Here is a 12,126-nt window from a genome sequence, read left to right as displayed (position 1 = left end):
ATCATCCTTTAAGGTTGAACGGAGCGTTATTCCTCTTCCTCCGCGCCGCGAATCGTACTTACTCGCTTACGCCGCCGTAGCCTGTTTTAGGAAGAGCTTTAGGTGTGATTGCCTTGGCCTTGAACTTGCTTTTGCCAAGAATTTTGCCTTTCTCGGCGCTCTTGGCTTTGAGCTTGTGCTTGTGAGCGCTCTTCGCATGCAGCTTATGGGTACTCTTGGCATGCATCTTGTGCTTGGTCTCGCTCTTGGCATGCATCTTGTGGTGTTCGGCGGGCGCGGCGGACGCCGTGGCGGAAGCGGCAGTGAGGAGCAAGCATCCGGACAAAACGGCAATGGCGACTTTCTTCAAGCGAAATTCCTCCCTTGATGGCTGTTTGGGGTTGACCCATGCCATAGGATGGACTTTTCGCCCGCGCTCATTCCAGTAATCCGTTGGCGGTTAAGCCAAACGCGACTAAGCGCTAATGCATAATTTAGCCAAACTGACCTTGCGACGGCAGCAGCGAAACTAGTCGGAGAAACTGAATCTAACGGATATAAATCTTCCCGCGTCCCTTGCAAGCCGCGCAAGTCTCGTACAGATAGCTTTCCACGTTCGCACGGGCTTTTTTGCGGGTAATCTCCAGCAGTCCGAGCCGGGTCCAGCCGAGCACCTGGCACTTGGTCCGGTCGCGCTTCATCGTGCCTTCGAGCTGCTGCACGACGAGCTGCCGGTGCTCTTCCGTCTCCATATCGATAAAATCGACGATAATGATGCCGCCGACGTCCCGCAGCCGCAGAAGCCTCGCAATCTCTTCCGCGGCTTCCATATTGGTGCGGAAGACCGTCTCCTCCAGATCGACGTTGCCGGTATATTTGCCCGTGTTCACGTCGATCACCGTAAGGGCTTCCGTCTGGTCCCACACCAGATAGCCGCCGCTGTTCAGCCAGATCCTCGGCTTGAAGGCCTTGTCCAGCTGTTCGTTGATTCCCGTCTTATCGTATAAAGGCGGAGATTCCTTATAGAGGCGTACCCGCTCCGCGAGCGACGGGGCCGTCTGTCTTAAATAAGCGGTCGCTTCCCGGTACGCATTCTCGTCGTCGACGACCAGCTCCTCCGTATCCGGAGTGAAGACGTCCCTAACGATTCTCTGGACAAGCCCGAAGTCCCGATGGAGCTCCGCCGGCGCGCTCAGCCGCGCGGCCCGCGATCGGATATCGTTCCAGACTCCCCGCAGAGCCGTCAAATCCTCCAGCAGCGCCTCCGGGCTTTCGCCCTCCGCGTTCGTCCGCAGGATGACGCCCTCCCCAGGCTCGCGCAGCTGCTCGGCCAGTCCTTTCAGCCGGTTGCGCTCCGGCTCGTGCTCGATCTTCTTCGAGACGCCCACGTAATCCGCTTGAGGCATATAGACGAGCCAGCGGCCCGGCAACGAATAATGCGTGGTCACCCTCGCTCCCTTGCCGCCCAGCGGCTCCTTCATGACTTGAACGATATATTCTTCTCCGGGCTTCAGCAGCTCCGCGATGGAAGGCTTCTCCTTCGGCTGCTTATCCAGATGAGGATGAAGAGCGTCATCCACGTAGAGGAACGCATTCTTCGGCAAGCCGATATCGACGAAAGCCGCCTGCATGCCTGGCAGCACATTCACGATGCGGCCTACGTACAAATTGCCGACGATCGACGTTCCTTCCGATTTCTCCAGGCTGAACTCCGTCAGTCGACCGTCTTCCATAAGCGCCGAATGGGTTGCGTTGCGCGTGCAATGGACGAACAGCTGCTTCATGCCTACCTCCCGAGCCTCGACTTTTCTCCATTTTACATGAAAAATCGCAAATCCGCATGTCCGTTTGTCAGAGTATGGAGAAATCGGTCGACCAGCTGATCTTCCGGAACCACCTTCTGAACTTTCCCCTGCTTGATGACGTAAACGAGATGGTACCGTTCCTTCATCAGAAGCTTGACCACGTCGGAGGGCTGGCGCTGTTCCGCGACGACGATCGGCTGGGCGAGCGTTCCGCGGTCGATGCGTCCTTCCGAACGGCGTGCCCGGTGCACGAGAAAACGCAAGAAAACGAACGGAACGTTCTTCCGATAAGTCCAATTCGAGGCGCATAGGAACAGGCCGACGGCGAGCGCGTTCATCTGCAGAACGCCGCCTTGGAGAAGGGGAACGAAGGAATAGAGGACGACCGCCGCGCTGAAAAAAAGACTGAGACGGGAGCTCCACAAGAGGACTCGGTGATACGGAATCCGCAGGCTCATCCAGGCTTGAACGAGCTTCCCTCCGTCCAGCGGCATGATGGGAAGCAGATTAAAGAGAAGGATAAGCGCGTTGGCTTTGATGAAATCATGCGACCAAGCCGTATCCACCCAGCCAAGCAAGCCCGCCAGATAAGCGGCGACAGCGAGCCAGGCGTTCTGCGCCGGGCCCGCAATCGCCACGAGAGCCTCCTCCTTCGCGGGAACCGTTCCCGCTTCCTCCACTTCGAGAACGCCGCCGAAGGGCAGCAGCTTAACCTCCCGGATCGTCCAACCGAACCGAAGCGCCATCGCCAAGTGCCCGAGCTCATGAAGCAGGACGATCCCGAACAGCGTAACCACGCCCAGCCACTCCCCCATCGCCAGCGCCAGCAGCATAAGCAGGACGAACAAGGGATGCAGCTTAAAGGCGATTCCTCGCCATTTAATCAAACGGTATCACTTCCGTTGGATCCAAAAATTTACCGTCCCGCTTAAGAGCGAAGTAGAATCCCCCTTCTTCATCCTCGCCCGCCGCCAAAGCTGCCGCTTCTCCGAGCTTCGCCCCCGTTTCCACCCAATCGTTCGCCTTGACGACGACATTGTCCACGTTGCCGTAAACCGAAACGACCCGGTTCGGATGCTGGATCTGAATCGTCGCGATCCCTTGCTCGTCGAGCGTTACCTGCGTTACCCTTCCGGTATGCACGGCTTTGACCGGACTTCCGGCGGGCGCGGACATTCGAATGCCGGTGCCATCCTGCTCGAAAGGTTGAACGATCGTCCCGGTTAGCGGCAGCGCGATTTCTTCCCGGTTCCAATCCGCGCTTACGGCTTCCGTATTGTCCCGGCGATTCAGCAGCTCAAGGAAAGCCGGCGTGCTGCCGAACGTTCGTTCATACCATTCCTGAACGGCGACGTAGTCCATGTCCCGGGTGATCGCTTGAACGGTCCACGCCTTCGCCTGCCCGCTGCCGGGCAGCTCGAACCGGAACCAGGCCCAAGCCGCCCCTAGCAGCAGCAATGCAATCGCCGCACGCATCATAAAACCGCGAATAAAGCGGCTCCATCCCCCATCATGAGGCGGTTCCGCCGGACCTTCCCGCCAACCGGAGCCGCCCCTTGCAAGATTCGGAAAATCGCTTAAGCTCTTTATCGATCCCATTCCCGCCGGAATCGAATCTTCATTCCCGACCGGCCTCCGGTTGGAAAACTGCATGCGCTGCCGTTCCTTCCACCACTTCTCGGGATCCTGTTCCGCGAATGAATCCCTAGGCTCTCTCGCCGCGGCGGGCGGCCGGCGTTGAACTTCCGGGGAGTCGGCGGAATCGAGCCACCGGTTCAAGGCCGTCAAGCTGTCCTCTTGCGACTCGGCTTCCGAATCGGAATCCGCGTTTAATCGGGCCCCTTGGCTCGGAATCAAATTCGAAGACGTCTTGATCCTTTCGATCCTCTCTTCCGGGAGCTCCTCGTTCGAATAACCTCCGCGCTCGGGCGATTCTATCGTCTTCGGCTCCGAACGCCGGCTCTCCGGGCGAACCCCCGTCAGCTGCATGATCCGGTTCCTTCTTCTCTCGCGGATATTATCCCGTACCTGCATCCCCCGTTCCTCCCTTGTCCCGCTTCTTAGTACAACGATATGGCAAGTCCATCGCATTTAGAAGCGCGGGGAACGGCGAACATGCAAAGAGCCGCCCCTTGCCGGGACGGCTCATCGTTACGTATCCATCGTATACTTCTCTTGGTGGGCTCGAATGCTGAAGATTAGACCGATCGACAGCATATTCAGAATCAGCGAGGTGCCTCCATAGCTGATGAACGGCAAGGTGATCCCCGTTATCGGCATGAGGCCGATCATCATTCCGATGTTCTGGAAGATTTGGAACACCAGCATGGAGGCTATCCCGATGATAATGAAAGACCCTCTCAGATCGTAACATTGATACGCGATTATTATCATTCGGTAGATGAAAATAAAGTAGAGGAGAAGCAGGACCGCTGCCCCCTGGAAGCCGAATTCCTCCCCGACGACGACGAAGATGGAGTCGGAATACGGATACGGGATGAACTTGCGGTTTTTCGACTCGCCTTGCATGTAGCCGTCCCCGGACAGCCCGCCGGAGCCGATCGCGATCTTGGCGTTCTCGGATTGACGCCGTTCGTCGTCGGAGGCCTGGTCCGGATGGATGTACGTGTTGATCCGTTGGTACCAGTGACCCTTCTCGTGATCCGTGAGATAAGTCTTGATCTCATCGTTGAAGGAATTGAACAAGGTAACGAACAGCACCAGTCCGCCGACGACGGCTCCGAGCCCGATGACGACGTACGTGTAGCGGATATTGCCGATCCATAGCATCCCAAGCACGATGAAGATATAAATCATCGCGTTGCCGAGGTCCGGCTGGACCATGACGAGGGCGAAAGGAACGAACGCGACGACCGCGATCGCCATCACGTCCGTCCGCATGCGCAACGGATCCCCTTGCCGCCTGCCGAGCACCGCCGCGACGGCCATGATCAGGAATAGCTTCATGATCTCGGCCGGCTGGATGGTCAGGCCGCCGGGCAGCTCGAACCAGCTCCGGGCGCCGTTTCTTACGGGAGCGAAGAAGAATACCGCGATCAGGGAACCGATTCCGATCAAGTACCAGATGAACCAGCCCTTGAGCAGCAGCCGGTAATCGACCAAGGTCATCAGCAGAAGGACGACGAAGCCGACTCCGTAATACATCAACGTCCGGATATCGAAGTTGACGTAGCTCGTGTTATGCGTGGCGCTTCGGACAACCAGAGCGCTGATGACCATGAACCCGCACAGGATCAGCATCATGAGCCAATCTATTTTTTTAATTCGGTTCAGCAAGCTTTCTCATCCCATTCTAAGAAACTTCTTGACCCGCCCGAACACCCCTGTCTTCTCTTCTAGCGGCATAAGTGGAACCGTCTCTCCCAATATTCGTCGAGCAACGTTGCGGTAAGCGATCGCGGCGCGCGAATTCGGATTCATCACCGTCGGCTCTCCGTGATTCGCGGCCCGGATCACGAGCTCGTCGTCGGGAATGATGCCGACCAGATCGATCGCCAGCACCTGGCAGATATCGTCGATCTCCAGCATATCCCCGCTTTTCATCATGTTCGGACGAATCCGGTTGATGATCAGCTTGGGAGACTTGATTCCCCGCTTGTCCAGAATCCCGATGACGCGGTCCGCGTCCCGAACGGCGGCGTTCTCCGGAGTCGTGACGACGATCGCTTGGTCCGCTCCCGCCACCGCGTTGTCGAAGCCCTGCTCGATCCCGGCCGGGCAATCGATGATGACGTAATCGAAGTCCGGCTTCAGCTCTTCGACGATCTTGCCGACTTGCTCGGGGGTAATATCGTTCTTGTCCTTCGTCTGCGCGGCCGGAAGCATGTACAGCTCCTCGAACCGCTTGTCCTTCACGAGCGCTTGAGGAAGACGGCAACGACCCTCCGCGACGTCGATCAGATCGTACACAATCCGATTCTCGAGTCCCATGACGACGTCCAGGTTACGCAGACCGATGTCGGTATCGACCATGCACACTTTTTTGCCCAGCAACGCCAGCGCGGTCCCCAGATTGGCCGACGTGGTTGTTTTGCCGACCCCGCCTTTGCCGGACGTAACGACAATCGCTTCTCCCATCGCTCTACACTCCTTTAAATAGCATGGCTTCCTTGCGGTAATGATGCAAGTGAGTCAACTTATCGATCTCCATGGTTCCGTTCCTTAAATACGCGTACTCCATCCAAGGCTCGGCGGACGCCCATTCCTCCGGAGGCCTGCTGATCACCTCGGCGATTCGCAGCTGCGTCGGAGTCATCAGGGAGGCCGCGATGATCGAGGAATCGTTCCCTTCGCACCCTGCGTGAGCCATTCCTCTCAGCGCGCCCATCACGTAGATGTCGCCCGTGCAGAGGATGCTTCCTCCCGGATTCACGTCGCCGATAAACAGCAGGTGGCCGTCGTGCTGAACCACTTGACCGGAACGTACGATTCCGGTCATCGTCTGCAGGCTAGGCGGCTCCAAGGCGGGTACGTTCGCCTCCAGGTCGCTCTCGATGCTCTGCACGAGAAAGTTCCCCTGCCGGCGAATGGCGCCCCTGATCTTCTCCTTGTCCTCTTCGTCCAGGTTCCTTGAACCGAGCTTAACGAAGACGTGAACCATCGGGCCGGTCAATTGCTGTTCATGCTTATCCAGCTTGGCGTGCAATTCATCAAGCAGCGACATGAAATCGCATTGATCGTCCAACAGAAAGATAAGGCCTTCCTTGGTACCCTTGATCGTAATGGCCGATTTGACGCTCACGTCCGTCCGCCCCTCCCTACAATTACAACAATTCTGTCCGAAGCCCCGGGACTCCTCCCGGCGCAAGCGAGAACCGGATCGTCAAGTCGCCGATTTCTCTTCGCCGGAGCCGGGCTTCGACAGCTTGCGGCGGGCTGGCAGATAGAGCAGCAGAGCGATCGCCACGTGAAGCAGCATGGTCGGAACGATCTGCCAATAGAGGGCGAAGAGATACGAATCTCCCGTCAATTTGAACAGCTGATAGACGAAGTACACGATCGAATCCATGATCAGGCTTCCCAGCCCGATGGCGAGAAGCATAAAGCTGAGCAGGTGGCTCTTCCGCTCGCCTACAAGACCGATTAAATAGCCGATAAGAGCCAGCGAGAACCCGTAGGTGCCTAACAATTCCCCATAGAAGAGAATATCCTCCAGCAAGCCGAAGCCGAGCCCGAAGAAGAAGGCTTTGTATCTTCCTCCGAACAAGGCGACGAACACCGTCATCACGAAAGGCAGGTGAGGGAGAAGCCTATCGCTCCAGCCCGAGGGGATCAGCCAGGGCAGAATGGAGGTCTGCACAAGCAGCAAAAGCAAGGTTATCAGAATCGTCCGGTTCATTCTCATGGTCAAGGCGCATCCACATCTGAAGTCACCACGACGAACACCTCGTTCAGGTGATCGAACTTGGCTGCGGGCTCGATCGTGGCCGTATGAGTGAGACCGAAGTCTCCTACCTGATTGCTGATGACGGTTCCGATAATCAGGCCTTTAGGCAGTACGTTGCCCAATCCGGAGGTCACGATCAAATCTCCCTCGACGACTTGATCGTTCTCGTCGATCTTGCTCATCTGGAGAACCTTGTTCTCCTTGTCGTAATCGACGATGCCGAACGATTGATCCTCTCTCCCGAGAACGGTCGCCGCGATCGAGATCGCGTCTGCCGAAGCGGAGTCCAGCTCCGAGATCGGCGTGACCGTCGAAGTGAACTCCGACACCGTGCTGACCAGCCCGACCAGGCCGTCCACCGTCGTTACCGCCATTTTCGGCTTGATGCCGTCATTGGAACCGAGATTGATCTTGATCGTCTTGTCGTACGGGTTGGAGCTGCTTGCGATCACTTGGGCGATCAAATAACGATAATCGTATAATTGCTTCTGTCTCTCGGTAAAATGAAGCTCGTCCTGAAGTCTCTTATTCTCGTTCTCGATCATGTTGTAGCGTATCTTGTCTTGGGTATAACGGGCAACCGTCTGGCGAAGCTGCTCGTTCTCCTCATACACGTCGGAAAGCCGGCCGAGGTCGCGGAAAAAATCCGACACCGCCCCGACCGGCCGGTACAACGCTTCTTGAACGGTTCCGACAGCATCGTTGACGAAGCGCTCAGGCCAAGTCAACCCGGTACGTCCATATGAGAACCCCAGCAAGGAGACGAACAAAATGAGCCCGATCATAAGAATGAACAGCCTTTTGTTGCGCATGATCTTAAAAATAATCAGTCACCTGCTTTCCCTGCCGCCGGGCTCCTATCCGTTCTTATTTCCGTTTGCGATTAACGTTTGCGGGAAGAAGAGTTGCCTTTGCTCTTGAAGAGATGAATATTCTCGAGCGCCCTGCCCGTTCCGATCGCGACGCAATCCAGCGGATTCTCCGCGACGATGACCGGCATTCCCGTCTCGCGGGAGAGCATCTTGTCCAGGTTGCGCAGGAGCGCCCCGCCGCCGGTCAGCACGATGCCGCGGTCCATGATGTCCGCCGAGAGCTCCGGAGGACACTTCTCGAGCGTCACCTTCACCGCTTCCACGATCGCGTTGACCGTATCGGACAACGCTTCCGTGATCTCGTCCGACGTGATCGCCAGCGTCTTCGGAAGCCCCGTCACGAGATCGCGGCCGCGAATCTCGATGGATTCGACCTTGTCGAGCGGAAGCGCCGAACCGATCTCCATCTTGAGCTGTTCGCTCGTTCTCTCGCCGATCATCAGATTATACAGCCGCTTGATGTACTGCATGATCGATTCGTCCATCTCGTCTCCGGCCACCCGGATCGAACGGCTCGTGACGATGCCGCCGAGGGAGATGACGGCGACTTCCGTCGTGCCGCCCCCGATATCGACGACCATGCTGCCCGTCGGCTCCCATACCGGGAGATCGGCTCCGATCGCCGCCGCGAACGGCTCCTCGATCGTGTATGCTTCCCTGGCGCCGGCTTGCTTGGTGGCGTCTTCGACCGCGCGCTTCTCGACGGCGGTGATTCCGGACGGAACGCACACCATGACGTTCGGATGGCGCGGCGGGAAGGAGCGCTCCTTCTGTGCTCTGCGAATAAAATATTTGATCATCGTAGCCGTCGTATCGAAGTCGGCGATGACGCCGTCCTTCATCGGGCGAATGGCGCGAATGTTGCCGGGCGTGCGCCCGATCATCTTCTTCGCGGCTTCTCCCACGGCTTCGATTTTCTTCGTATCGGTACGCAGGGCAACCACGGACGGCTCCCTCACTGCGATTCCTTTGCCTTTAACGTAAACTAGCGTGTTGGCCGTTCCCAAATCAATTCCTAAATCTCGCGTAAATCCACCAAACATATGCTGCTACCTCCTGTTGGGACAATCCTTCTTATTATATTACAAGCATCCGCTTTCCTTCAAACTAATATATCGATTGTCACCGATTACCAGGTGGTCCAACAGCTCGATTCCGAGCAGCTGCCCCGCCTCCGCGAGCCGCTTCGTGATTTGGATGTCCTCGGGGCTCGGAGTCGGGTCTCCGCTCGGATGGTTATGGGCGCAGAGAATGGAGGCGCTGCTTCGCCGGATCGCCGCCCGGAATACCTCGCGAGGATGGACGACGGAAGCGCTTAGGCTCCCGATCGACAGAGTCTGCCGGCCGATCACTTGATTCTTCGTGTTCAGGAACAAGCAGACGAAGTGCTCCTCGCGGTAATGCCTCAGATCTTCCATCAGAAGGTCCGCCGCATCCTGCGGCTTCGCAATCCGGGGCATCTCCGGCAGACGGGAACGGGCCACTCGCCTTCCGAGCTCGATCGACGCCTGCAGCTGCAGCGCCTTGGCCGGTCCGATGCCGCGAATGTGGGTCAGCTCGTCCCAGCTTCGCTCGGCGAACCTCCGCAGCCCGCCGCAATCGTTCAGAATCCGCTGGGCCAGATGGACGGCCGATTCGCTGCGGGTTCCCGTCCTGAGCAGAATGGCGAGCAGCTCCGCATGGCTAAGCGATTCGGAACCGTTGCGCATCATTCTCTCGCGGGGACGCTCTTCCTCCGGCAGATCGCTTAACGTATAAACTCTTTGTTCCATCCTTCTTCCTCTTCTCGGCTATCCGCGTCGGCCGCGGGAGTCGTCTCAAGGTCATCGGGTCGGGTCGTTAAGGCAACGCGATTCCGAAGGGCTCCAGCATCTCGGCCACAAGCGAGACGGGCAGTCCCATAACGCTGTAGAAGTCTCCGTCGATGCCTTCGACGAGCAAGGCTCCGCCGCCTTGAATGCCGTACGCCCCGGCTTTGTCCATGGGCTCTCCCGTCTCCACGTACCGGCGTATCTGCTCGGCCGTCAGCGTCCGCATGCGAACCTTCGTGACATTATGCCGGGTTACGGCTTGTCCCGTTCCGATCTCCAGAAGGGTCACGCCGGTATATACCTCATGGCTGCGCCCTTGCAACCTTGCGAGCATCGCTTCGGCATCGGCCTTGTCCTTGGGCTTGCCCATCGCTTCGCCGTCCAGGGCCACGATCGTATCGCTGCCGACGACGATGGTCAGCGGCGCGCTTCCCTTCAGCTCGGAAGGATCCGCCGCTTCCGCGACGGCTTTGGCCTTGCGAACCGACAGCTCCTCGACGATGGTCGCCGGGCTCCAGCCGGCCGGCGTCGTCTCGTCGGCATCGCTCGGGCGAACGATTACGGGCAGCCCGAGCTTCGCGATCAGCTCCTGCCGCCTAGGCGACGAAGAAGCGAGCACGAGAGTTGCCTGCGCCGCTTCCGCGGAATGAGATGAACTTGTTTTCGTTACATTGGATGTCATTGGAGGTTCTGTCCTTTCGATAACTTACATTTTGCGGTATACCCAGACGGACGCGATAGCTCCGATAATGCTGAGGAGGCTGATGTCGAGTCCGATATGGATATTATAATCCACGACGAGAAGGTCGGCGGACGGAGACCAATCGATCTTGTAGGAACGCGTCAGAAAATCAAGCCCCGGAACGTCCTCCAGCCATCGTGCCACCATCGCTCCCGCCAGCAATCCGATAAATATGAGCAGCACTAGAACCCAAACGCTTTTCTTCACGTTTCAACGTCTCCCACCATTTTTTGACACTTGTTCATTCATTATACGTTGCCCGCGTTGCCTGTTCAATGCGTAAATGGACCCCATTATGCGATGCTGCCATCCGTTTCGGCCGGTTGACCGCGGTAATCGGCACCTCTACACAATTCGACCGGGCGTCGCAAGTAAAGAGGGTTGCCTCCCCGCAGATTGCGGTTATGAGACAACCCTAATAAAACGATATGATTTTGCTTAGCGCGAATGGGGCGCGGATCCCTAGCTTCGGCATTGGATGCAACTCCCGTCAAAGAATGCAGTTAGACTGCCTTCTTCCGGTTACCGGCTCGCTATCGCGACAATGTGCGCAGTCTAACTGCCCTCTTCAGGCTATCCGTCTCATTATTCAGCCGAAGTGCGTAGTTAGACTGCCTTCTTCCGGTTACCGACTCGCTACCGCAACAATGTGCGCAGTCTAACTGCCCTCTTCAGGCTATCGCCGCCTATTCCCGCCAAAGCGCGTAGGAGGACTCCTCAGATTCTCTCGTTGCCGCATGCGTTCACTTTGCCTAGTTCAATCGACTTCAATCGAACTATGAGCTATATCGGTTTAAACCTAACGACTTACCCTTCCCGCTCCAACTCTTCGAAAATAGACCTGATCGAGGCGATGCGCTCCGGAACGATCGGGCGCAGGCCGTGGCCGTCTTCGCGCACCGCGGAGCCGAAGTGGACTTCGGGAGCGCCCGTCTGGCGGAGAAAATCAGGCAGGGCTTCCACGGTCAAGCCGGCCCCGGCCAGAATGCGCAGCCTCGTTCCCTCGGTCGCTTCGACCAGAGAGCGGATTCGTCCCATGGCCCGCAGCGCGGACGGCTGCCCTCCGGACGTCAGCACCCGGCTGATCTGCGGGAACGCGGCGAGCTCCCCTAGCGCCTCGAACTGGTCTTCCGTCTCGTCGAAGGCGCGATGGAACGTCACGTCGAGATGCTCCGCCTCCGCGATCAGCACCCGCAGCAGTGCGGTATCGATTTTGCGGTCTTCCGTCAACGCCCCGACCACGATGCCGGCTGCCCCGGTCCCGCGAATGGCGCGAATGTCCGCTCTCATGGTCCGAAGATCCTCCGCTCCGTAAACGAACGACAAGCTATGCGGACGCACCATTACGTTCACCGGAATCGTGACCGAACGAATAACTTCTTCGATGAGGCCGATGCTCGGCGTAAGCCCGCCTTCCAGCATACCGGTGACGAGCTCGATCCGGTGCGCCCCGCTGCGCTCGGCGGCGATCGCGTCGGCCAAATTGGTCGCTATGACTTCCAACAGCATG

Annotated in this window: 14 protein-coding genes; all 14 read right to left on the bottom strand. The window is 57.8% G+C overall.

Features of this window, described 5'->3' with window-relative positions; genetic code table 11:
- Positions 1-58 precede the first annotated feature (58 nt).
- The 14 genes from H7B67_RS07385 to H7B67_RS07320 all read right to left on the bottom strand — a co-directional run bounded on the left by H7B67_RS07385 (position 59) and on the right by H7B67_RS07320 (position 12,125).
- A complete protein-coding gene (locus H7B67_RS07385; protein WP_185119134.1) occupies positions 59-349 on the bottom strand; it encodes a hypothetical protein in 291 nt (96 codons plus the stop codon).
- Between the two features lie 178 nt (positions 350-527).
- Positions 528-1,763, bottom strand: coding sequence for an Rne/Rng family ribonuclease (locus tag H7B67_RS07380; protein ID WP_185119133.1), 1,236 nt, complete (start codon positions 1,761-1,763; stop codon positions 528-530).
- A gap of 32 nt (positions 1,764-1,795) precedes the next feature.
- Complete coding sequence (locus H7B67_RS07375; protein WP_185119132.1) at positions 1,796-2,671, bottom strand: M50 family metallopeptidase; 876 nt, start codon at positions 2,669-2,671, stop codon at positions 1,796-1,798.
- Positions 2,664-3,818: a M23 family metallopeptidase gene (locus H7B67_RS07370; protein WP_185119131.1), complete on the bottom strand. Its 1,155-nt coding sequence runs from the start codon at positions 3,816-3,818 to the stop codon at positions 2,664-2,666. Before H7B67_RS07370 ends, H7B67_RS07375 begins: the two co-directional genes overlap by 8 nt.
- A 117-nt stretch (positions 3,819-3,935) precedes the next feature.
- On the bottom strand, positions 3,936-5,081 hold the full coding sequence (locus tag H7B67_RS07365; protein ID WP_185119130.1) for an FtsW/RodA/SpoVE family cell cycle protein: 1,146 nt from the start codon (positions 5,079-5,081) through the stop codon (positions 3,936-3,938).
- Between the two features lie 6 nt (positions 5,082-5,087).
- On the bottom strand, positions 5,088-5,882 hold the full coding sequence (minD, locus tag H7B67_RS07360; protein WP_185119129.1) for a septum site-determining protein MinD: 795 nt from the start codon (positions 5,880-5,882) through the stop codon (positions 5,088-5,090).
- Positions 5,883-5,886: 4 nt separating this feature from the next.
- A complete protein-coding gene (minC, locus tag H7B67_RS07355; RefSeq protein ID WP_185119128.1) occupies positions 5,887-6,546 on the bottom strand; it encodes a septum site-determining protein MinC in 660 nt (219 codons plus the stop codon).
- Between the two features lie 81 nt (positions 6,547-6,627).
- Positions 6,628-7,149, bottom strand: coding sequence for a rod shape-determining protein MreD (gene mreD / locus H7B67_RS07350; RefSeq protein WP_185119127.1), 522 nt, complete (start codon positions 7,147-7,149; stop codon positions 6,628-6,630).
- A 2-nt stretch (positions 7,150-7,151) separates the two neighbouring features.
- Positions 7,152-8,003 (bottom strand): rod shape-determining protein MreC, encoded by an 852-nt coding sequence (mreC, locus tag H7B67_RS07345; RefSeq protein WP_185119126.1) that lies wholly within the window; start codon positions 8,001-8,003, stop codon positions 7,152-7,154.
- Between the two features lie 71 nt (positions 8,004-8,074).
- Positions 8,075-9,106 (bottom strand): rod shape-determining protein, encoded by a 1,032-nt coding sequence (locus H7B67_RS07340; RefSeq protein ID WP_185119125.1) that lies wholly within the window; start codon positions 9,104-9,106, stop codon positions 8,075-8,077.
- 39 nt (positions 9,107-9,145) lie between these two features.
- Positions 9,146-9,835 (bottom strand): RadC family protein, encoded by a 690-nt coding sequence (gene radC, locus H7B67_RS07335; protein ID WP_185119124.1) that lies wholly within the window; start codon positions 9,833-9,835, stop codon positions 9,146-9,148.
- A 67-nt stretch (positions 9,836-9,902) separates the two neighbouring features.
- Positions 9,903-10,556, bottom strand: a complete 654-nt coding sequence (locus H7B67_RS07330) for a Maf family protein (protein WP_185119123.1) — start codon at positions 10,554-10,556, stop codon at positions 9,903-9,905.
- 24 nt (positions 10,557-10,580) lie between these two features.
- Positions 10,581-10,823, bottom strand: a complete 243-nt coding sequence (locus tag H7B67_RS07325; protein ID WP_185119122.1) for a DUF4321 domain-containing protein — start codon at positions 10,821-10,823, stop codon at positions 10,581-10,583.
- A 600-nt stretch (positions 10,824-11,423) separates the two neighbouring features.
- A complete protein-coding gene (locus H7B67_RS07320) occupies positions 11,424-12,125 on the bottom strand; it encodes a copper homeostasis protein CutC (RefSeq protein WP_185119121.1) in 702 nt (233 codons plus the stop codon).
- Position 12,126: the final 1 nt, after the last annotated feature.

Source organism: Cohnella thailandensis (assembly GCF_014212135.1).
Classification (GTDB): Bacteria; Bacillota; Bacilli; order Paenibacillales; family Paenibacillaceae; genus Cohnella; species Cohnella thailandensis.
Note: the sequence above shows the minus strand (reverse complement) of the source record. Positions and strands in the feature narration are given on the sequence as shown.